This window comes from Streptomyces sp. NPDC006193 (genome assembly GCF_040613915.1).
Taxonomy (GTDB): Bacteria; Actinomycetota; Actinomycetes; order Streptomycetales; family Streptomycetaceae; genus Streptomyces.
In genome coordinates this window covers 128,157-147,669 of record NZ_JBEXTB010000010.1, presented here as the reverse complement: position 1 = coordinate 147,669, position 19,513 = coordinate 128,157, and the positions used below count along the sequence as shown (strand labels likewise).

Below are 19,513 nucleotides of genomic sequence, written 5' to 3'. Positions count from 1 at the left end.
TCCCGGCCGGGAGGGGCCCCACGCGTGCCGGACGGTCAGGCGGCGTCCAGGACCGCCGGCCGCCGCGCGGCGATGACCTTCCTGGCCAGCGACTTCGGGCTGGTGAGGAACCCCCAGCCCCAGGACATGTGCATGGTCGCGAGAGCCACCGGGATCTGCAGGCGGGCCTTCAGCGGCAGGCCCCTGCCGGCCGGGACGGAACCCGCGACGATCGCGGCCAGGTAGCCGCCGGGTATCACGAGGGCCCACGGGGTCAGCGCCGCGCCGGCCACCAGGCCGGCCGCGATCGCGCAGACCGCCGTCGGCGGGGCGAGGTAGCGCAGGTTGATGGAGCCCGCGTGGTAGCGGGCGACGACGTGCCGCCAGCGGCCGTAGTCCTTGTACTGCTTCGCCAGCGCCCGCACCGACGGCCGCGGCCGGTAGGAGACCTTCAGCTCGGGCGAGAACCAGATGAGGCCGCCCGCCTCACGGATGCGGAAGTTCAGCTCCCAGTCCTGGGCGCGGATGAACTCCTCGTTGTAGCCGCCCTGCTGCTCCAGGGCCTCCCGGCGGAAGACACCGAGGTACACCGTCTCGGCCGGGCCGGCCTCGCCGCCGGTGTGGAAGGCCGCGTTGCCGACGCCGATCTTCGAGGTCATCGCGGCGGCGACCGCGCGCTCCCAGTCGTTCTCGCCCTCGGCGTGCATGACGCCGCCGACGTTCTGCGCGCCGGTCTCCTCCAGGAGCCGGACGGCGGTGGCGATGTAGTTCGGCGAGAGCATGCCGTGGCCGTCGACGCGGACCACGATCGGGTGCCGGGAGGCCTTGATCGCCGCGTTCAGCGCCGCCGGCGTGCGGCCGGTCGGGTTCGGGACGGTGTGCACGCGCGGGTCTTCGCGGACCAGCTCGGCGGCGATCTCGTCCGTGCGGTCCGTGGACGGACCGAGGGCGATCACGACCTCCATCTCGCCGGCGTACTCCTGCGCGAGGATCGCTTGGACGGCCCCGCGCAGATGCCGCTCCTCGTTGAGGACGGGCATGATCACGGACACAGCGGGGAGCCGCACGTCGGGCTTGGCGTTCATAGGACGCTCACGTTACCGCGAACGGGGGACACCGGTGCGCGCCGCCGGGGCGGAGCGGCGGGCTGGAGATCGTATCGGCCTACTGTGCTCACGGATCCCACGCACCGCCTCGTCCGGAGGTGTCCCCCTTGCCCAGTCCGCCCCGGTCCCCCTCCCCCTCCGCCAGGAGCGTGGGAGCGGCCCCCCGCCCGCAGCGCCGCCCGCAGCCGCCCCGCCGGGTGCCGCGCCCGCCCGCGCGGCCCGTGCGGTCGGTCCGGCCGCCGCGGCGGCCGCGCTGGGCCATGCGGGCGGTGACCACCCTCTCCGTCGTGGTGCTCGCCTCCGCGGGGATCGGGCACGCCGTGGTCAGCAGCCTGGACGCGGGCATCGCCCGCGTCGACGCCTTCAAGGACATGAAGAACCGGCCGCGGGCCGGACACGGCATGAACGTCCTGCTGGTCGGCACCGACGGCCGCGACAAGCTCAGCGAGCGGGACCGGCGCGCCTACCGGCTGGGCGGGGTGCCCTGCCACTGCACCGACACGATGATGATCGTGCACATCGCCGAGGACCGGGAGCGGGCCACCGTGGTGAGCCTGCCGCGCGACTCCTACGCGGAGATGCCCGCGCACGTCGACGTGAACTCCGGGCGGCGGCACGGCCCGCACCCGGTCAAGCTGAACGCGGCGTACGCCGAGGGCGGCCCCCAGCTGACCGTCCGCACGGTCGAGAACATGACCCATGTGAAGATCGACCACTACCTGGAGGTCGACTTCACCAGCTTCATGAAGACCGTCGACGTGCTCGGCGGGGTGCAGGTCTGCACGCCGACCCCGCTGAAGGACACGTACACGGGGCTCGACCTGCCGCCCGGCACGCACACCCTCATGGGCGGGCAGGCGCTGCAGTACGTACGGGCCCGGCACCTCGACGTGGCGAGCGACCTGGGCCGGATGAAGCGTCAGCAGCGGTTCCTGGCCGCGCTGATCGGCAAGGCGACCTCCTCGGGGGTGCTGCTGAACCCGATGCGGTTCCGGGACGTGACCCGGGCGGTGCTCGGCTCGGTCCGCGCCGACGAGGGCTTCGGCGCCGACGAACTGCTCGACCTCGGGCGCGCGATGCGCGACTTCTCCCCGTCGTCCTCCGAGTTCACCACCGTCCCGATCGCGCAGATGGACTTCCAGGTCAAGGGCATCGGCTCGACCCTGAAGTGGGATGCGGCGAAGGCGGCCCGGCTGTTCCGGTCGCTGCGCGAGGACGAGCCGCTCGCCGTGGACCGCCCGCGCCGCGGCCCGGCGCCGGTGCCGGTGGAGGTGGCCCCGGACCGGATCCGGGTGCAGGTGGAGAACGGCTCCGGCACGGCCGGCCTGGCCAAGCGGGTCGACGCGGCGCTCGCGGGCGCCGGCTTCGCCACCACGCGGCTGCCGTTGACCGCCCCGACCCGGGTGAAGCGCACGGTGATCTCCTACGACCCGCGCTGGGACCGCTCCGCCCGCTCCCTGGCCGCGGCCCTGCCGGGCAGCGAACTGCGCGCCGTGCCGGGCCAGGGCCCGCTGCTGAAGGTGACCGCGGGGGCCGACTTCGCGGACGCGCGGAAGGTCCGCAGGGTGCGCTTCGAGGACCCGGCGCGCCCCGAGCAGAACGTGGTCCGGGGCGACGAGGTGGTCTGCCCCGCGCGCGCCTAGGGGTCTCGTCCGGACCGGGCCGTTCCCGGGGCCCGGCCCCGGCGGGTGCTAGTCGTCGAAGCCCTCCGCCGCGCGGCGTTCGCGCAGTTCGCGGATCGCGCGGCGGCGGGCCAGGCGGTGGGTGCGGCGGATCTGGGCCTCCTGGTAGCGGCGGCGGTCCCGGTCGGTCTCCGGGATCACCGGCGGCACCGGGCGCGGCCTGCCGTCGGCGTCGACGGCCGCGAAGACCAGGTAGGCCGAGCCGACCTGGGTGGGCGGGGTCGATTCGTTCCAGCGCTCGGCGAGGACCCGGACGCCGACCTCCATCGAGGTCCGGCCGGTCCAGTTCACCTGTGCCTTGACGTGGACCAGGTCGCCGACGCGGACCGGCTCCAGGAACACCATCTCGTCCATGGACGCGGTGACGGCGGGGCCGCCGGAGTGCCGGCCGGCCACCGCGCCCGCCGCGTCGTCGACCAGCTTCATGATCACCCCGCCGTGCACCGTGCCCAGCAGGTTGGTGTCGTTGTGGGTCATGATGTGGCTGAGGGTGGTACGCGAAGCCGACGTCGGCTTGCCCGGGATGTCCGGGTCGATGTCCGCTTCCCGGTAGGTGACCTGGTCTGTCATGCCCTCCACCTTAAGCGAACGGACATTCGCGGAATTTGTGCCGGCTTCGCTACAGCGCCGCTCTGATTTTCCGACAGCCCTTGTGGAGCACACAGCGCCGCCCTGCACACTGGGGCCCATGAATGACTGGCCGGATGGATGGTCCGACGACAACCGCGGCCCGCGCTACGGACGCGGCAGTGCCGGCGCGCAGCCGGAGGGTCCCCGTGTGATGCGCCAGGTGCGGCGCGGCCCGGCGGTGCCGCCCGGACCGCGTTCCGCGCCCGGCGACCCCGGTCCGTCGGCGCCGCCGTACGGGGCCGGGGTGCCGCAGCAGCCGTCGTACGTCGACGGCCGGGGCCACGACGGCGCCGGCCACGGCGACTACGACAGCGGCTACAACACGGGCCAGGTGTACGGCTCGCCCGGCGGCCGCGGACCGGGCGGTCCGGCCCGCGCCGCCGCCGGCTCCGCGGGCCCCGCGCCGGACTGGCGGCGCCGGATCAAGTGGACGGCGATCACGCTGGCGACCGTGCTAGTCGTCACGGCGGTCGGGACCTACTTCTGGGCCGACTCCCGACTGCGCCGCGAGGTGGACCTGTCGACGGTCATCGACCGGCCGGAGGCGGGCGACGGCACCAACTACCTGATCGTCGGCTCGGACAGCCGCGAGGGCATGTCCAAGGAGGACGAGAAGAACCTGCACACCGGCGGCGCCGCGGGCAAGCGCACCGACTCGATGATGATCCTGCACGTCGGCGACAACGGCGACACGCTGATCTCGCTGCCGCGCGACTCCGACGTGGTCGTGCCGTCGTACAAGGGGTCGGCGTCCGGGAAGGTCTACCCGGCGCGGGGCCGGCACGCGAAGCTCAACGCGACCTACGCCGAGGACGGGCCGACGCTGCTGGTCCGCACGATCGAGGCCAACACCGGCCTGCACATCGACCACTACGTCGAGATCGGCTTCCAGGGCTTCGCGAACATCGTGGACGCGGTCGGCGGCGTGGAGATGACCATCGACAAGGGCTTCAAGGACAAGTGGTCGGGCGCCGACTTCGAGGCCGGCAAGCAGACCCTGAACGGCCGGCAGGCCCTCGCCTTCGTCCGCACCCGGCACGCGTTCGCCGCGTCCGACCTGCAACGCACCAAGAACCAGCAGAAGTTCCTGGCCGCCCTGGCCCACCAGGTGGCGACCCCGTCGACGGTGCTGAACCCCTTCAGGCTCTACCCGACGATGGGCGCGGGCCTGGACTCCCTGATCGTGGACGAGGACATGTCCCTGTGGGACCTGGCCTCCATGTTCTGGGCGATGAAGGGCGTCAGCGGCGGTGACGGCACGTCGATGAACATGCCCATCTCCGGCTCCTCCGGCGGCAACCTCGTCTGGGACCGGGCGAAGGTGAAGACCCTCGTGGACCAGCTGAACCACGACCAGAAGGTCACCGTCTCCGGCAACTGACGCGGCCGCGGGCGCGGTTCAAGGGCGCCCGCGCGGGCGCCCTTGACGCGTGGCCCGGCGGGACGGGTCACATGGCGGCGCCCGCCATCGCCCGGCAGGTCTCGGCGCAGCGGCGACACGCCTCGGCGCAGCGCCTCATCTGCTGGTCGTCCGGCATGGACATGCACGCCTCGGCGCACATGTCGCAGACCTTCGCGCAGAGCATGCACATCTCGCCGGCCATGGGCGAGCGGCGCATCATCATGTCCGCGCACATGCGGGTGGTCTCGGAGCAGTCCATGAGCGCGCGCATGACCTGCATCTGCGCCTGGCCGCCCTGCTGCATGCAGGAGCTCATGGTCTCCTCGCACATGCTGTGGCAGCTCATGCAGGCCGCGATGCAGTCCTGCATCTGCTGGGTGAGGGCGGGCATCGTTCCGGACCGGGACTGGGACTGGGTCATCGTTCCTCCTCGGGGGCGGAGGGGCCCGGAGCGGACCCCTGTCCTTCCGTCCTACGTCCGGCGCCGCCGCCGCGCACGTCGGCCCGTGCCGCCGGCGCGGTGCCGCGCGGGGAGGACGCCCCGCAACGCGCCCCCCGGACCGCTGCCGCCCCCCGGCCCGGTCACGGAAGGTTGCGCGCCATCACGATCCGCTGGACCTGGTTCGTGCCCTCGTAGATCTGGGTGATCTTGGCGTCGCGCATCATGCGCTCGACCGGGTAGTCGCGGGTGTAGCCGTAGCCGCCGAGGAGCTGGACGGCGTCGGTGGTGACCTCCATCGCGGTGTCCGAGGCGAAGCACTTGGCGGCGGCGCCCAGGTAGGTGAGGTCGGCGTCGCCGCGCTCGGAGGCGGCGGCGGCCTGGTAGGTGAGGGCGCGGGCCGCCGAGATCTTCATCGACATGTCGGCGAGCATGAACTGGACGCCCTGGAAGTCGGCGATCGGCTTGCCGAACTGCTTGCGCTCCTGCACGTAGCCCTTGGCGTAGTCGAAGGCGCCCTGGGCGACGCCGAGCGCCTGGGCGGCGATGGTGATGCGGGTGTGGTCCAGCGTCTTCATCGCGGTGGCGAAGCCGGTGCCCTCCTCGCCGATCATGCGGTCGGCGGGGATGCGGACGTCGTCGAAGTAGACCTCGCGGGTCGGGGAGCCCTTGATCCCGAGCTTCTTCTCCGGGGCGCCGAAGGAGACGCCCGGATCGGACTTCTCGACGACGAAGGCGGAGATGCCCTTGGAGCGCTTGGAGGGGTCGGTCACGGCCATGACGGTGTAGTACTCGGACACGCCCGCGTTGGTGATCCAGCGCTTGACGCCGTTGAGGACCCAGTGGTCGCCGTCGCGGACCGCCCTGGTCTTCATGCCGGCGGCGTCCGAGCCCGCCTCCGGCTCGGAGAGGCAGTACGAGAACATCGCGTCGCCCTTGGCCAGCGGGCCCAGGTACTTCTTCTTCAGGTCCTCGGAGCCGGAGAGGATCACCGGGAGCGAGCCGAGCTTGTTCACCGCGGGGATGAGGGAGGAGGACACGCAGGCGCGGGCCACCTCCTCGATCACGATGACCGTGGCGAGCGCGTCGGCGCCGGCGCCGCCGTACTCCTCGGGAACGTGCACCGCGTGCAGGTCGTTGGCCACCAGGGCGTCGAGGGCCTCCTGCGGGAAGCGGGCCTCCTCGTCCACCGCGGCGGCGTACGGCGCGATCTTCGCCTCGACCAGGGAGCGGACGGCGTCGCGGAGCATGTCGTGCTCCTCGGACGGGCGGTACAGGTCGAAGTCAGCCGATCCGGCCACGGTCTCTCACGCTCCAAAGACGCAGTGAAACTGACGCTAATTACCGTTAAGTAACTGAATTTTAGAGCGCACGGGTGAACACGCCTACGTGAGCTTGGCGACAGCGGAGAATTTCCCCGGTGAGGGGCCCGACTATGCTCAGGCACCGCATGACCGAGCACGACCGACGGACCCGAGCTGGAGCGCACCCCATGAGCCTGAAGATCACCGTGATCGGCACCGGTTATCTCGGCGCCACGCACGCCGCGGCCATGGCCGAACTGGGCTTCGAGGTGCTGGGCCTGGACGTCGTGCCGGAGAAGATCGCCATGCTGGAGCGCGGCGAGACCCCGATGTACGAGCCGGGTCTTCAGGAGCTGCTGCGCAGGCACGTGGCCGGGCTCGAGGGGTCCACCGGGCGGCTGCGGTTCACCGCCGACTGGGCGGAGGTCGGCGCGTTCGGCGATGTGCACTTCGTGTGCGTGAACACCCCGCAGCGGCACGGCGACTACGCCTGCGACATGTCGTACGTCGACTCCGCGATCGCCTCGCTCGCCCCGCACCTGCACGGCCCGGCGCTGGTCGTCGGCAAGTCGACGGTGCCGGTGGGCTCCGCCGACCGGCTGGCCGCCTACCTCGCCGAGCACGCCCCGGCCGGCGAGGACGCCGAGCTGGCCTGGAACCCGGAGTTCCTGCGCGAGGGCTACGCGGTGCAGGACACCCTGCACCCGGACCGGATCGTCGTCGGCGTGCGCAGCGAGCGGGCCGAGAAGCTGCTGCGCGAGGTGTACGCCGGCCCGGTCGGCGAGGGCACGCCGTTCGTCGTCACCGACTTCCCGACGGCCGAGCTGGTGAAGACGGCCGCGAACTCCTTCCTCGCCACCAAGATCTCCTTCATCAACGCGATGGCGGAGGTGTGCGAGGCCGCCGGCGGCGACGTGGCGAAGCTCGCCGAGGCCATCGGCCACGACGACCGGATCGGCCGGAAGTTCCTGCGCGCCGGGATCGGCTTCGGCGGCGGCTGCCTGCCCAAGGACATCCGGGCGTTCATGGCGCGCGCCGGCGAACTGGGCGCGGACCAGGCGCTGACCTTCCTGCGCGAGATCGACTCCATCAACATGCGCCGGCGCGGCCAGATGGTCGAGATGACCCGCGAGGCGCTCGGCGGCGGGTCGTTCCTGGGCAAGCGGGTCGCGGTGCTCGGCGCCACCTTCAAGCCGGACTCGGACGACGTCCGGGACTCGCCCGCGCTGAACGTGGCCGGCCAGATCCACCTCCAGGGCGGCCAGGTGACCGTCTACGACCCCAAGGGCATGGACAACGCCCGCAAGGTCTTCCCGACCCTGGGCTACGCCGGCTCGGCGCTGGAGGCCGTCCGGGGCGCGGACGTGGTGCTGCACCTGACGGAGTGGCGGGAGTTCCGCGAGCTGGACCCGGCGGCGCTCGGCGAGGCGGCGGCGGCCCGGGTGATCCTGGACGGGCGCAACGCCCTCGACCCGGAGCTGTGGCGGCGCGCCGGATGGACGTACCGGGCGATGGGGCGGCCCACCGCGTGACGGCCCCGCGCCCGTCCGGGGCGCCCGGCGGGTGACGCCGGTTCGGCCGAGGCTCAGTCGGCCGAACCGGCGTCTTCCCGCATTGTGCACCACGCCGCCGTGCCTCACGGACCCTTCGCCCGGTACCGGCGCATCTTGGCCCGGGCCCCGCACACCTGCATCGAGCACCAGCGGCCGCGTCCGGCGGGGCTGCGGTCGTAGTAGGCCCAGTGGCAGGTCCCGGCCTCGCAGGCCTTCAGCCGGGTCCAGGTGCCCGCGACGAGCGCCTCGGCGACGGCGGCGGCGACCCGGGACAGCAGCGGGCCCCCGTCGGCGGGGGCGAGGCGGGCGGAGCCGTCGCCGGCGTCGACGGCCACGTACAGCGGGGCCCGGGCCAGCAGGTCGCCGAGCGGGGTCACCGCGCGGTGCGGCGGACGGCCGGCGTGGGCGAGCAGCGCGGCCCGCAGCGACTCCCGCAGCTCCCGGGCGTCGGCGAGCTGGGACTCGGCGACCCCGAACCGGTCGCGGCCCTGCGCGGTGTCCAGCGCGTCGGCGCCCGTCTCGATGTCCAGCGTGTTGACCAGGGACTCGACCAGGGCCAGGGAACCGGGAGCGGCGGATCTCTCGCTCATGCTTGCGACGTTACCGCTTCTGCGGGAGCATGCAGTAACCGTTACCGGTTGCCCGCCTCTGCGGGTAACAGAAGGAGGTGGTCATGGCTCTCGCCGAGTTCGGCTCCGTGGTCCTGGACTGTCCCGATCCCCGTGCGCTGGCCGGGTTCTACGCCGGTGTGCTGGGCGGAACGGTGGAGGGGGACGGCGAGTGGGCGGACCTGTCGGTGCCCGGCGGGCCCGCGCTGGCCTTCCAGCGGGCGCCCGGCTTCGTGCCGCCCGAGTGGCCCGCGGCGGACCGCTCGCAGCAGTTCCACCTGGACCTGGTGGTGGAGGACCTGGACGCCGCCGAGAAGGAGGTGCTGGAGCTGGGCGCCCGACCGCTGGACGCGGACGACCGCTCACGCGGGTTCCGTGTGTACGCCGACCCTGCGGGGCACCCGTTCTGCCTCTGCGCCGGCTGAACCGTCCTTGAGGAGGACCCCATGACGTCCGTGGCCCGTCTGCGCAACGTCGTGCTCGACTGCCCCGACCCGCACGCGCTGGCCGCGTTCTACGCGGCCGTGGCCGGGGGTTCCCCCCGGGCCGAGGACGACGACTGGGTGGTCCTGCAGGTCCCGGACGGCCCGCGGCTCGCCTTCCAGCGGGCGGAGGGGCACACGCCGCCGGAGTGGCCGCGCGCGGACCGCAACGGCCAGCAGTTCCACCTCGACTTCGACGCGGGCCGGACCTGGGCGGAGGTGGACGCGGCGCACGAGCGGGTGCTGGCGCTGGGCGCCCGCCTGCTGGACGCCGAGGACCGCGAGAAGAAGGACTTCCAGGTGTACGCCGACCCGGCCGGGCACCCGTTCTGCCTGTGCCGGATCGACACCTAGCCGCCGCGCCGGGGCCCGTGCCGCGGCCGCACACCGGCGGCCGCCGTGCCCCGCGCCCCCCGCCGCGCGGCACTCGCCCCGCCCGCCCGGTCCCCCGTCCCCGGTCAGCGGGGGCGGGGGCGGGGGCCGTCCTGAGGGGCGGGCCGTGCGGCGGTGCGCCGGCCGTCCCCGCCGGCCGTGCGGATCACCTCGTCCAGCGTCTCCCGCGACCGCAGGAGGTCGGCGATCATGCCGTCGATGCGGTCGCGTTCGGCGGTGAGCTCGGCGACCAGCCGGGGGGTGGCGGTGGCGGAGGGGCCGCCGTCCTGGTCCCGCATGCAGGGCAGCAGCTGCCGGATCCGGCCGCTGTGCAGCCCGGCCGCGTACAGCTCCTGGATGCGGATGACCCGGTCGACGGCCGCCTCCGGGTAGTCGCGGTGGCCGCCGGGGGTGCGGTCGCTGGCCAGCAGGCCCTGGGTCTCGTAGTAGCGCAGGGAGCGCTCGCTGACGCCGGTGCGCCGGGCCAGTTCGCCGATTCTCATGCCGACCTCCGGGCTTGAACCTGACACCGGTGTCAACTTCTACCGTGCGGGCATGACGCGGACAACGGACTTTCTGGCCCCGGCCCGGCTCGGCCGGCTCGCACTCCCCCACCACCTGGTGATGGCCCCGCTCACCCGCAACCGCGCGGAGGCCGACGGCACCCCGAGCGACCTGATGGTCACCCACTACGCGGACCGCGCCTCCGCCGGGCTGCTCATCGCCGAGGGCACCACGCCGAACGCGGTCGGGCAGACGTACCCGGACATCACCGCGATCCACACCGACCGGCACACGGCCGGCTGGCGGCGGGTCACCGAGGCGGTACGGGCGGCCGGCGGGCGGATGTTCCTGCAGCTCCAGCACGGCGGGCGGGTCAGCCACCCGGCGACCACCGGGCTGACCCCCGTGGCGCCCTCCGCCGTCCCGCTGCCGGAGACGATCTTCACGCCGGACGGGCACCGGCCGGCCGCCGTGCCGCGCGCGATGACCGCGGACGACATCCGCACCACGATCGCCGACTTCGCCGCCGCGGCCCGCCGGGCGGTCGACGCGGGTTTCGAGGGCGTGGAGGTGCACTCGGCCAACGGGATGCTGCTGCACCAGTTCCTCGCGGACAACACCAACCGGCGCACGGACGCCTACGGCGGCCCCGTCGAGCGGCGGGTGCGGTTCGCGGCGGAGGTGACCGAGGCGGTGGCCGACGCGATCGGCCCGGACCGGGTGGGCGTACGGATCTCGCCCGCCTCCACCGTCAACGGCGTCCGGGAGGACGACACCGGCGCCCTCTACGACGCGCTGCTGGCCCGCCTGAGGGGGCTGGACCTCGCCTATCTGCACCTGGTGCGGTCCGACCCGGCGAGCGGCTGGTACCGGCGGATCCGCGCCGCCTGGCCCGGCGTGCTGATCGGCAACCCGGATCTGGCCGACCTCACCACCGGGACCGTCACCCGGGCCGTCCGGGACCTGCTGGCGGCCGGAGCCGACCTGGTGGCCCTCGGCCGGCCGTTCCTCGCCAACCCGGACCTCGTCGAGCGGCTGCGCCTCGGCGCGCCCCTCAACCCGGTCCGGGACCGGTACTTCATGTACGTGGGCGGGGCGGCCGGCTACAACGACTACCCCACCCTCGGCGATCAGCCGTCCAGCGCCTCGACGGTGGCCAGGGACGGGGCCCGGGTGGCCTGAAGCTCCCGCGCCACGTCCTCCGCCGCGCCCAGCACCCGTACCGCGTTCTGCCAGGTCAGCTTGGCCAGGTCGGCCTTGGACCAGCCGCGCCTCAGCAGCTCGGCGAGCAGGTTCGGGTAGCCGGAGACGTCGTTCAGGCCGTCCGGGGTGAACGCGGTGCCGTCGTAGTCCCCGCCGATGCCCAGATGGTCGACGCCGGCCACCTCGCGCATGTGGTCGAGGTGGTCGGCCACCGTCGCCACCGTGGCGACCGGGCGCGGGTGGCGCTCCTCGAAGGCGCGGTGCACCTCCATGGCCTCGGGCCCGGTGTCCAGGGGGTGCAGGCCGTGCGCGCGCATGTTCTCGTCGGCCGCGGCCGTCCAGTCGACGGCGGCCTGGAGCACGAACTTCGGCACGAACGTCACCATGGCCACGCCGCCGTTGGCGGGCAGGCGCTCCAGGACGTCGTCGGGGATGTTGCGCGGGTGGTCGCACACCGCGCGGGCGGAGGAATGGGAGAAGATCACCGGCGCGGAGGTGGCGTCCAGCGCGTCCCGCATGGTCGTCGCCGCCACGTGCGAGAGGTCGACGAGCATGCCGAGCCGGTTCATCTCCCGGACGACCTCGCGGCCGAACGCGGACAGTCCGCCCACCCTCGGCTCGTCGGTCGCCGAGTCCGCCCAGTCCACGTTCGCGTTGTGGGTGAGCGTCAGGTACCGCACACCGAGCGCGTACAGGCCGCGCAGGGCCCCGAGGGAGTTGGCGATGCAGTGGCCGCCCTCGGCCCCCATGAGCGAGGCGATACGGCCCTCCCGGCGCGCCTCCTCCATGTCCGCCGCGGTCAGCGCGGGCGCCAGGTCCGCCGGGTAGCGGTCCAGCAGCCGCCGCACGCAGTCGATCTGCTCCAGCGTCGCCGCGACCGGCTCCGGCTGCTCGCACGGCACGTACACCGACCAGAACTGGGCGCCGACCCCGCCCTCGCGCAGCCGGGGCAGGTCGGTGTGCAGCCGGGCACGCCGGTCACCGGCGGTGTCCAGCACGTCCAGGTCGTACCCGGCCTGCTGGCGCAGCGCCCAGGGCAGGTCGTTGTGCCCGTCGACCACCGGGAACTCGCGCAGCAGCGCGCGCGCCTCGTCCAGCGCGGCCACCGCGGTCACTTCCCGAAGCCGAAGCTGCCCGCGCCCTCGACCTTGGCGCGCAACCGCTTGCCCTTCTCGGTGGCCTGGTCGTTGAGTTCCTGCTGGAAGTCCCGCATCCGGTGCAGCAGCTCCTCGTCGTGCGCGGCCAGCATGCGGGCCGCGAGGAGACCGGCGTTGCGGGCGCCGGCGACGGAGACGGTGGCGACCGGGACGCCGGCCGGCATCTGCACGATGGACAGCAGGGAGTCCATGCCGTCCAGGTACTTCAGCGGGACCGGCACGCCGATGACCGGCAGCGGGGTGACGGAGGCGAGCATGCCGGGCAGGTGGGCGGCGCCGCCCGCCCCGGCGATGATCGCCTTCAGGCCGCGATCGGCGGCCTGCTCGCCGTACGCGATCATCTCGCGGGGCATGCGGTGCGCGGAGACGACGTCGACCTCGTAGGGGATCTCGAACTCGTCCAGGGCCTTGGCGGCGGCCTCCATGACGGGCCAGTCGGAGTCCGACCCCATGACGATGCCCACCAGGGGGCCGGGGCGGGTGTCGGCGTTCGCCGGGGACGGGTGGCCGGGCGACGGGTGGGCGGGGCTCATTCGGTGATGGTGCCTCTCAGGTAGCCGGCTGCGTGACGGGCGCGCTCCAGCACGTCGTCCAGGTCGTCGCCGTAGGTGTTGACGTGGCCGACCTTGCGGCCGGGCTTCACTTCCTTGCCGTACATGTGGATCTTGAGCTTGGGGTCGCGGGCCATGCAGTGCAAGTACGCGGAGTACATGTCCTTGTAGTCGCCGCCCAGGACGTTGACCATCACCGTCCACTCGGCGCGCGGCCGCGGGTCGCCGAGCGGGAGGTCCAGGACCGCGCGGACGTGGTTGGCGAACTGCGAGGTGATCGCGCCGTCCATGGTCCAGTGGCCGGAGTTGTGCGGGCGCATCGCCAGCTCGTTGACGAGGATGCGGCCGTCGCGGGTCTGGAACAGCTCGACCGCGAGGTGCCCGACGACGCCCAGCTCCCGGGCGATGGTCAGGGCCATCCGCTCGGCCTGCAGCGCCAGGTCCGGCTCCAGGCCGGGCGCGGGGGCTATCACGGTGTCGCAGACGCCGTCGACCTGCTGGGACTCCACCACCGGGTAGGCGACCGCCTGGCCGTGCGGGGAGCGGACGACGTTGGCGGCCAGCTCGCGGACGTAGTCGACCTTCTCCTCGGCGAGGACCGGCACGCCCGCCTTGAACGGCTCGGCGGCCTCCTCGGCGGAGCCGACGACCCACACGCCCTTGCCGTCGTACCCGCCGCGGACGGTCTTGAGGACGACCGGGAAGCCGTCGCCCTCCGCCGCGAAGGCGGCGACGTCGGCCGGATCGTCCACGATCCGGTGCCGCGGGCACGGAATGCCGATCTCGGTGAGTTTCGCGCGCATCACCCCCTTGTCCTGGGCGTGCACCAGCGCGTCGGGCCCGGGGCGCACGGGGATGCCGTCCGCCTCCAGGGCGCGCAGGTGCTCGGTGGGCACGTGCTCGTGATCGAAGGTGATCACGTCGCAGCCGCGCGCGAACTCGCGCAGCGTCTCCAGGTCGCGATAGTCGCCGACGACGACGTCGTTCACCACCTGCGCCGCGGAGTCCTGCGGGGTGTCACTGAGGAGCTTGAACCTGATGCCCAGCGGGATGCCCGCCTCGTGCGTCATGCGCGCGAGCTGGCCACCGCCGACCATGCCGACTACCGGAAACGTCACACCCCTAGGGTATCGGCCATCCCGGGGCGGCCGGATACCGTCCCCCGCCCGGTCCCTCTCCCCGCCCCTCTCCCCGGCACCGCCCGGCCCCGCCCGGCACCGCCCGGCCCCCGGCGTGGTCCGTGCCGGGGCGCTCGCCCGTCTCTTTCCGGCCCGTTTCCGACCCGTTCGCCTGCTGTGGCCCGCTTCACGGGCATGGGCGGGCCCGCGCCGATAGCATGGCGGCGTCGACGGAATCTACCGACGGGAGCTGCACAGCCATGGAACGTCGTTCCGCGGGGCTGCAACGGCTCGTACGCGAGGTGGCCAAGTTCGGGGCCGTCGGCGGGGCCGGCGTCCTCGTCAACCTCGGCGTGTTCAACCTGGTCCGGCACGTCTCCGGCCTGCCGGTGGTGCGCGCCAGCATCATCGCGACCGTCGTGGCGATCGCCTTCAACTACGTCGGCTTCCGCTACTGGACGTACCGGGACCGCGACAAGAGCGGGCGCACCCGGGAGCTGACGCTGTTCCTGCTGTTCAGCGCCGTCGGCCTGGTGATCGAGAACGGCGTGCTGTACCTGGCGACCTACGGCTTCGGCCTCGACAGCCCGCTGCAGACCAACGTCTCCAAGTTCGCCGGCATCGGCGTGGCGACCCTGTTCCGGTTCTGGTCGTACCGCACCTGGGTGTTCCGGGCGATGCCCGCCCGGGCGGCGCAGTCGATCCTCGCGGCCGAGGCGACGAAGCCGGCGCCGACGCAGCGCGTGCCCTGACCCGGGCCGCTCAGCGGACCGTCGGCCGGTCCTCGTCCGGCTTCCGGGAGGGGGGCGTGCGCGAGAGGAACAGGCCGAAGACCGGGGGCTGCGCCTGCAGCAGCTCCAGACGCCCGCCGTCGGCCTCGGCGAGGTCCCGGGCGACGGCCAGGCCGATGCCCGTGGAGTTCCGCCCGCTGATCGTGCGCTCGAAGATCCTCGCGCCGAGGTCGGCCGGCACGCCGGGCCCCTCGTCGGTGACCTCGATCACGGCCTGGTTGCCGGTGACCCGGGTGCGCAGGGCGACGGTCCCGCCGCCGTGCATCAGGGAGTTCTCGATCAGCGCGGCGAGCACCTGGGCGACCGCGCCCGGGGTGCCCACCGCCTGCAGATGCCGCTTGCCGGAGCTGACGATGGCCCGGCCGGCGCTGCGGTAGGCGGGCCGCCACTCGGCGAGCTGCTGCTGGATGACCTCGTCCAGGTCGAAGGTGACGGCGGAGCCGGTGCGCGGGTCGCGGGAGTTCGTCAGCAGCCGCTGCACGACGTCGGTCAGCCGCTCGACCTGCGTCAGCGCGATGGTCGCCTCCTCCTTCACCGTCTCCGGGTCGTCGGTGAGGGTGATCTCCTCCAGCCGCATGGACAGCGCGGTCAGCGGGGTGCGGAGCTGGTGGGAGGCGTCGGCCGCGAGCCGCCGCTCGGCGGTCAGCATGCGCCCGATCCGCTCGGCGGAGGAGTCCAGCACATCGGCGACCCGGTCCAGCTCGGGGACGCCGTACCGCTTGTGCCGGGGGCGCGGGTCGCCGGAGCCGAGGCGCTCGGCGGTCTCGGCGAGGTCGGTCAGCGGGGAGGCGAGCCGGTTGGCCTGCCGTACGGCGAGCAGCACCGCCGCGATCACGGCGAGCAGCGCCACCAGCCCGATGATCACCAGGGTGCGGCCGACCTCCCGGGTCACCGCGGAGCGGGGCTCCTGCACGGTGACGGTCTCGCCCTCCTCGCCCTTCTGCTCGGCGCGGATGACCTCGCCCCGCGGCTTGCGGCCGATCTCGATGTCAGGCCGGCCGGGCATGCGGATGACCGCGTACTGGGACTTGCTGACCGGGTTGCGCAGCACCTCCGCGTTGACGTTCTCGGAGGCGAGGATCCGGCTGTCCACGATGCTGGCCAGCCGCACCGCCTCGGACTCCACCCGCTCCTGGGCGCTGTCGCTGATGGTCCGGGTCTCCACGATCACCAGGGAGACGCCGAAGACGGCGATCACCACCAGGACGACGGCGAGGGTGGACTGGATGAGACGTCGGCGCATGGTCCGTTACCCGAGGTGCCCGCCGGCGCCCGGCTCAGCTCTTCTCGAAGCGGAAGCCCACACCGCGCACCGTCGCGATGTACCGGGGGTTCGCCGCGTCGTCGCCGAGCTTCTTGCGCAGCCAGGAGATGTGCATGTCGAGGGTCTTGGTGGAGGACCACCACGTCGTGTCCCAGACCTCGCGCATCAGCTGGTCCCGTGTCACCACCCGGCCGGCGTCCCGCACGAGCACCCGCAGCAGGTCGAACTCCTTGGCCGTGAGCTGGAGTTCCTCGTCGCCCATCCACGCCCGGTGCGACTCGACGTCGATCCGCACGCCGTGCGTGGCCGGCGGCTGCTGGGGCTCGGCGGCGCCGCGCCGCAGCAGGGCCCGGACCCGGGCGAGGAGTTCGGCCAGCCGGAAGGGCTTGGTGACGTAGTCGTCGGCGCCCGCGTCCAGACCGACGACGGTGTCCACCTCGTCGGCGCGCGCGGTCAGGATGAGGATCGGCACGGTGTGGCCGTCGGCGCGGAGCCGGCGGGCGACCTCCAGGCCGTCCATGCCGGGCAGGCCCAGGTCCAGCACGACCAGGTCGACGCCGCCCTGCAGGCCGGCGTCGAGCGCGGCGGGTCCGTCCTCGCGCACCTCGACCTCGTACCCTTCCCGGCGCAGGGCGCGGGCCAGCGGCTCCGAGATGGACGCGTCGTCCTCGGCGAGCAGTACACGGGTCATGAGCTGATGGTAGACCGCCCGTCCGACACGCCGGGGTGTGATCGCGCCCGGCAGTTCTTACCTTCGCCCGCCTCTGGTACGGACCATGGACCCGGAGGTGCGATCGTAGAGGGACCTTCGATCCCGTCGGCACGGTTCCCGCGACACCTGTGAACCGCGTCTCAAGTCGTTTCATGTCCGGCAGTGTCCTGCCGTATGGTGACCTGAACGCCTCCAGTACACCGGGGACCTTCGGCGGCAACGCACGCCGAGGGTCTTCTTCGTGTGCGCGGGCTGATCCCCGTCAGCCTCGGAAGGAATGACCCCCTGGCCGGGCCCCGGACGCAGCGACGCGTCGCGGGGCGTGGATCCCGGTGGTCGCCGTCCCCGCTCCGCGACCCGGAGCGGACTCCCCTCGGGCGTGGGGCGGACGGCCGACCCCGCCGGCGCCGGCCGCACCCCCACCGGGCGCGCAACGCTCAAGCCGCGCGTCCCGACCAGCAAGGAACGACCATGGCGTCCAGCCTGACGAAGGACTCGACCCGACCGGACACCCCCGGTTCCGAGAAGACCTTCTTCGGCCACCCCCGCGGACTGGCCACCCTCTTCATGACCGAGATGTGGGAGCGCTTCTCCTACTACGGCATGAGGGCCCTGCTCCCGCTGTACCTGGTGGCTCCGGGTGGCCTGCACCTGAACGCGGGCACGGCGACCGCGATCTACTCGGTGTACGTGTCGCTCGTGTACCTGCTCACCCTGCCCGGCGGCTGGTTCGCCGACCGTGTGCTCGGCCCGCGCAAGACGGTCGCCGTCGCCGGTCTGATCATCATGCTCGGCCATCTGTGCCTGGCGCTGCCGGTGGCCGCCGCCTTCTTCGTCGGCCTGGGTCTCGTCGCCATCGGCTCCGGTCTGCTGAAGGCCAACATCTCCACGATGGTCGGCCACCTCTACAAGGGCCCGGACGACCCGCGCCGGGACGGCGGCTTCACGCTGTTCTACATCGGCATCAACCTCGGCGCCTTCGTCGCACCGCTGGTCATCGGCACCGTCGGCGAGAACGTCAGCTGGCACCTGGGCTTCGCGCTGGCCGCGCTCGGCATGGCGCTGGGTCTCGCCCAGTACCTGCTCGGCGGACGCCACCTGGACGAGCGCAGCAGCGAGGTCCCGACCCCGCTGTCCGCCGAGGAGAAGGCCGCCACGCTGCGCAAGGGCCTGATCTGGCTGGCCGTCGCCGCGGTCTTCTACGGCGCCGTCGGCTTCACCGGCCACTTCACGCTGAACTGGGCGCTGATCCCGCTCACCCTCATCGGCCTGATCGTGCCGATCCTGGTCATCACCCGGATACTGCGGGACAAGGAGCTGGACTCGGCCGAGCGCTCCAAGGTGTCGGCGTACATCTGGTTCTTCGCCGCCGCCGCCGTCTTCTGGATGATCTACGACCAGGGCGGCTCGACCCTGTCGATCTTCGCCGGGAAGAAGGCCGACAACTCGATCCTCGGCTGGGAGTTCCCGGTCTCCTGGTACCAGTCGGTCAACCCGGTTCTGATCATGGCCCTGGCGCCCGTCTTCGCCTGGCTGTGGCTGTGGCTGAACCGCCGCGGCAAGGAGCCGAGCACGATCGTGAAGTTCGCCTCCGGCCTGCTCCTGGTGGGCGCGTCCTTCGTCCTCTTCCTCGCCCCGCTGTCGATCGCCGAGGGCGGTCACAAGGCCGCGGCGGCGTGGCTGGCCGCGATCTACTTCGTGCAGACCGTCGGCGAGCTGACGCTGTCGCCGGTGGGTCTGTCCGTGACGACGAAGATGGCGCCGAAGAAGTACGCCTCCCAGATGATGGGCGTCTGGTTCCTCGCGGTCACCGCGGGCGACTCCGTCACCGCCCTGCTGTCGAACCCGGCCGTCGGCGGCGTCAACCTCGACCGGATGGGCTTCGTCGCCCTGGAGGCCGTGCTGGCCCTGGTCGCGGGCGTCGCGGTGTGGATGTACCGCAACAAGGTCAAGCAGCTGATGGGCGACGTCCGCTAGGCGTCCGCAGGGCTCTGCCGACGGAGGGCCACCGCATCCCCGGGATGCGGTGGCCCTCCGTCGCGTCATCCCGGGGAAGCGAACGGCCGCCCCGCACCGATCCGGTCGCCGAGCCCCGTCGCCGGGGTCGGCGGCCGGGGGGCGACCGTCCGCCGGGTGAGCGGCTCGGCGTGCGCCCGGCGGCCGGGGGGCAACCGTCCGCCGGGTGAGCGGCTCGCCGTGCGCCACGCCGGAACCGGCGGCCAGGGCGGGCATCCGCCGCCGGGGCGCCGCCGGCGGATGCGGCAGGGAAGTCGGCGGCACGGTGAGCCGCCTCGGCCGCAGACCGGGTGCTGCGGCCGCGCCTGGGCAGGCCGGCGGCCGCGGCTCGCGGGGTGAGCGGCGGTGAGGATCTCCCCGTACGCCGGGGTGGGCGGCCCGGCGGGGCGTGGGCCGGCGGGCGGCCCGGTGTGAACGGGCCCGCCGGGGTGGGCGGCCCGGTGCGGGCCTTCCCGTGACAGTGGGCGTCCGGTGCGTGCCGAACGGCAGGACCGGCGGTACGGATCTCCCCGCCCGGCACCGGCGGGGGCGTACCCCAGGACGGGTGCCCGGTGGGAACGGACGCGGCGGAGGGGCCGGCCCGGTGCGAGCCTTCCCGCCAACACGGGCGCCGCACGCCGGGACCGGCGCTAGGAACCTC

19 protein-coding genes are annotated in these 19,513 nt (G+C 73.1%); 8 read left to right on the top strand and 11 right to left on the bottom strand.

Annotation, left to right across the window (positions count from 1 at the left end; translation table 11 throughout):
- Positions 1-35: 35 nt before the first annotated feature.
- Positions 36-1,064, bottom strand: a complete 1,029-nt coding sequence (locus ABZ261_RS13230; RefSeq protein WP_356858452.1) for a glycosyltransferase family 2 protein — start codon at positions 1,062-1,064, stop codon at positions 36-38.
- 281 nt (positions 1,065-1,345) lie between these two features.
- Here ABZ261_RS13230 and ABZ261_RS13225 point away from each other — a divergent pair, with 281 nt between their 5' ends.
- Positions 1,346-2,728 (top strand): LCP family protein, encoded by a 1,383-nt coding sequence (locus tag ABZ261_RS13225; RefSeq protein WP_356858450.1) that lies wholly within the window; start codon positions 1,346-1,348, stop codon positions 2,726-2,728.
- Between the two features lie 48 nt (positions 2,729-2,776).
- Here the strand turns inward: ABZ261_RS13225 and ABZ261_RS13220 are convergent, their stop codons facing one another.
- The gene (locus ABZ261_RS13220) at positions 2,777-3,337 is read right to left on the bottom strand and encodes an acyl-CoA thioesterase (RefSeq protein WP_356858448.1); all 561 of its coding nucleotides are present in this window, start codon (positions 3,335-3,337) and stop codon (positions 2,777-2,779) included.
- 118 nt (positions 3,338-3,455) lie between these two features.
- On the opposite strand from ABZ261_RS13220, the gene ABZ261_RS13215 reads away from it, so the two are divergent.
- Positions 3,456-4,778 carry an LCP family protein gene (locus ABZ261_RS13215; RefSeq protein ID WP_356858446.1) on the top strand — a complete coding sequence of 441 codons (1,323 nt, stop codon included), beginning with the start codon at positions 3,456-3,458 and terminating at the stop codon, positions 4,776-4,778.
- A gap of 67 nt (positions 4,779-4,845) precedes the next feature.
- Here the strand turns inward: ABZ261_RS13215 and ABZ261_RS13210 are convergent, their stop codons facing one another.
- Complete coding sequence (locus ABZ261_RS13210; RefSeq protein ID WP_356858444.1) at positions 4,846-5,220, bottom strand: four-helix bundle copper-binding protein; 375 nt, start codon at positions 5,218-5,220, stop codon at positions 4,846-4,848.
- A gap of 161 nt (positions 5,221-5,381) precedes the next feature.
- Positions 5,382-6,539, bottom strand: a complete 1,158-nt coding sequence (locus tag ABZ261_RS13205) for an acyl-CoA dehydrogenase (protein ID WP_356858442.1) — start codon at positions 6,537-6,539, stop codon at positions 5,382-5,384.
- A gap of 191 nt (positions 6,540-6,730) precedes the next feature.
- Here ABZ261_RS13205 and ABZ261_RS13200 point away from each other — a divergent pair, with 191 nt between their 5' ends.
- Positions 6,731-8,074, top strand: coding sequence for a UDP-glucose/GDP-mannose dehydrogenase family protein (locus ABZ261_RS13200; RefSeq protein WP_356858440.1), 1,344 nt, complete (start codon positions 6,731-6,733; stop codon positions 8,072-8,074).
- Positions 8,075-8,178: 104 nt separating this feature from the next.
- Here the strand turns inward: ABZ261_RS13200 and ABZ261_RS13195 are convergent, their stop codons facing one another.
- Positions 8,179-8,685 carry a CGNR zinc finger domain-containing protein gene (locus tag ABZ261_RS13195; protein ID WP_356858438.1) on the bottom strand — a complete coding sequence of 169 codons (507 nt, stop codon included), beginning with the start codon at positions 8,683-8,685 and terminating at the stop codon, positions 8,179-8,181.
- A gap of 83 nt (positions 8,686-8,768) precedes the next feature.
- Here ABZ261_RS13195 and ABZ261_RS13190 point away from each other — a divergent pair, with 83 nt between their 5' ends.
- Positions 8,769-9,128, top strand: coding sequence for a VOC family protein (locus tag ABZ261_RS13190; protein WP_356858436.1), 360 nt, complete (start codon positions 8,769-8,771; stop codon positions 9,126-9,128).
- Between the two features lie 21 nt (positions 9,129-9,149).
- Positions 9,150-9,539 (top strand): VOC family protein, encoded by a 390-nt coding sequence (locus tag ABZ261_RS13185; RefSeq protein WP_356858434.1) that lies wholly within the window; start codon positions 9,150-9,152, stop codon positions 9,537-9,539.
- A gap of 104 nt (positions 9,540-9,643) precedes the next feature.
- On the opposite strand, the gene ABZ261_RS13180 is transcribed toward ABZ261_RS13185, so the two are convergent.
- Positions 9,644-10,060, bottom strand: a complete 417-nt coding sequence (locus ABZ261_RS13180; protein ID WP_356858432.1) for a MerR family transcriptional regulator — start codon at positions 10,058-10,060, stop codon at positions 9,644-9,646.
- 52 nt (positions 10,061-10,112) lie between these two features.
- On the opposite strand from ABZ261_RS13180, the gene ABZ261_RS13175 reads away from it, so the two are divergent.
- Positions 10,113-11,243 carry an alkene reductase gene (locus tag ABZ261_RS13175; RefSeq protein WP_356858430.1) on the top strand — a complete coding sequence of 377 codons (1,131 nt, stop codon included), beginning with the start codon at positions 10,113-10,115 and terminating at the stop codon, positions 11,241-11,243.
- Here ABZ261_RS13175 and ABZ261_RS13170 read toward each other — a convergent pair.
- The 3 genes from ABZ261_RS13170 to ABZ261_RS13160 are packed head-to-tail and all read right to left on the bottom strand — an operon-like array spanning position 11,192 to position 14,126.
- Complete coding sequence (locus ABZ261_RS13170; RefSeq protein WP_356858502.1) at positions 11,192-12,370, bottom strand: dipeptidase; 1,179 nt, start codon at positions 12,368-12,370, stop codon at positions 11,192-11,194. The two genes, ABZ261_RS13175 and ABZ261_RS13170, sit on opposite strands and share 52 nt — an antisense overlap.
- A gap of 5 nt (positions 12,371-12,375) precedes the next feature.
- Positions 12,376-12,954 carry a 5-(carboxyamino)imidazole ribonucleotide mutase gene (gene purE / locus ABZ261_RS13165; protein ID WP_356858428.1) on the bottom strand — a complete coding sequence of 193 codons (579 nt, stop codon included), beginning with the start codon at positions 12,952-12,954 and terminating at the stop codon, positions 12,376-12,378.
- Positions 12,951-14,126, bottom strand: coding sequence for a 5-(carboxyamino)imidazole ribonucleotide synthase (locus ABZ261_RS13160; RefSeq protein ID WP_356858500.1), 1,176 nt, complete (start codon positions 14,124-14,126; stop codon positions 12,951-12,953). The genes purE and ABZ261_RS13160 overlap by 4 nt, the downstream gene beginning before the upstream one ends.
- Positions 14,127-14,350: 224 nt before the next feature.
- Here ABZ261_RS13160 and ABZ261_RS13155 point away from each other — a divergent pair, with 224 nt between their 5' ends.
- The gene (locus tag ABZ261_RS13155) at positions 14,351-14,842 is read left to right on the top strand and encodes a GtrA family protein (protein WP_356858426.1); all 492 of its coding nucleotides are present in this window, start codon (positions 14,351-14,353) and stop codon (positions 14,840-14,842) included.
- Between the two features lie 10 nt (positions 14,843-14,852).
- Here ABZ261_RS13155 and ABZ261_RS13150 read toward each other — a convergent pair whose 3' ends face one another.
- Both ABZ261_RS13150 and ABZ261_RS13145 read right to left on the bottom strand, forming a co-directional pair.
- Complete coding sequence (locus ABZ261_RS13150) at positions 14,853-16,124, bottom strand: ATP-binding protein (RefSeq protein ID WP_356858424.1); 1,272 nt, start codon at positions 16,122-16,124, stop codon at positions 14,853-14,855.
- Positions 16,125-16,158: 34 nt separating this feature from the next.
- Positions 16,159-16,836, bottom strand: coding sequence for a response regulator transcription factor (locus ABZ261_RS13145; RefSeq protein WP_356858422.1), 678 nt, complete (start codon positions 16,834-16,836; stop codon positions 16,159-16,161).
- 492 nt (positions 16,837-17,328) lie between these two features.
- Between ABZ261_RS13145 and ABZ261_RS13140 the strand changes: the two genes are divergently transcribed.
- Complete coding sequence (locus ABZ261_RS13140; RefSeq protein ID WP_356858420.1) at positions 17,329-18,834, top strand: oligopeptide:H+ symporter; 1,506 nt, start codon at positions 17,329-17,331, stop codon at positions 18,832-18,834.
- Positions 18,835-19,513: the final 679 nt, after the last annotated feature.

What these genes read in the sequence shown, in the direction of transcription:
- ABZ261_RS13210 (WP_356858444.1), bottom strand. Translation starts at nt 5,220, where the DNA reads ATGACCCAGTCCCAGTCCCGGTCCGGAACGATGCCCGCCCTCACCCAG.
- ABZ261_RS13145 (WP_356858422.1), bottom strand. Translation starts at nt 16,836, where the DNA reads ATGACCCGTGTACTGCTCGCCGAGGACGACGCGTCCATCTCGGAGCCG.
- purE (WP_356858428.1), bottom strand. Translation starts at nt 12,954, where the DNA reads ATGAGCCCCGCCCACCCGTCGCCCGGCCACCCGTCCCCGGCGAACGCC.
- ABZ261_RS13140 (WP_356858420.1), top strand. Translation starts at nt 17,329, where the DNA reads ATGGCGTCCAGCCTGACGAAGGACTCGACCCGACCGGACACCCCCGGT.
- ABZ261_RS13175 (WP_356858430.1), top strand. Translation starts at nt 10,113, where the DNA reads ATGACGCGGACAACGGACTTTCTGGCCCCGGCCCGGCTCGGCCGGCTC.
- ABZ261_RS13220 (WP_356858448.1), bottom strand. Translation starts at nt 3,337, where the DNA reads ATGACAGACCAGGTCACCTACCGGGAAGCGGACATCGACCCGGACATC.
- ABZ261_RS13225 (WP_356858450.1), top strand. Translation starts at nt 1,346, where the DNA reads ATGCGGGCGGTGACCACCCTCTCCGTCGTGGTGCTCGCCTCCGCGGGG.
- ABZ261_RS13155 (WP_356858426.1), top strand. Translation starts at nt 14,351, where the DNA reads ATGGAACGTCGTTCCGCGGGGCTGCAACGGCTCGTACGCGAGGTGGCC.
- ABZ261_RS13230 (WP_356858452.1), bottom strand. Translation starts at nt 1,064, where the DNA reads ATGAACGCCAAGCCCGACGTGCGGCTCCCCGCTGTGTCCGTGATCATG.
- ABZ261_RS13150 (WP_356858424.1), bottom strand. Translation starts at nt 16,124, where the DNA reads ATGCGCCGACGTCTCATCCAGTCCACCCTCGCCGTCGTCCTGGTGGTG.
- ABZ261_RS13200 (WP_356858440.1), top strand. Translation starts at nt 6,731, where the DNA reads ATGAGCCTGAAGATCACCGTGATCGGCACCGGTTATCTCGGCGCCACG.
- ABZ261_RS13185 (WP_356858434.1), top strand. Translation starts at nt 9,150, where the DNA reads ATGACGTCCGTGGCCCGTCTGCGCAACGTCGTGCTCGACTGCCCCGAC.
- ABZ261_RS13195 (WP_356858438.1), bottom strand. Translation starts at nt 8,685, where the DNA reads ATGAGCGAGAGATCCGCCGCTCCCGGTTCCCTGGCCCTGGTCGAGTCC.
- ABZ261_RS13190 (WP_356858436.1), top strand. Translation starts at nt 8,769, where the DNA reads ATGGCTCTCGCCGAGTTCGGCTCCGTGGTCCTGGACTGTCCCGATCCC.
- ABZ261_RS13215 (WP_356858446.1), top strand. Translation starts at nt 3,456, where the DNA reads ATGAATGACTGGCCGGATGGATGGTCCGACGACAACCGCGGCCCGCGC.
- ABZ261_RS13180 (WP_356858432.1), bottom strand. Translation starts at nt 10,060, where the DNA reads ATGAGAATCGGCGAACTGGCCCGGCGCACCGGCGTCAGCGAGCGCTCC.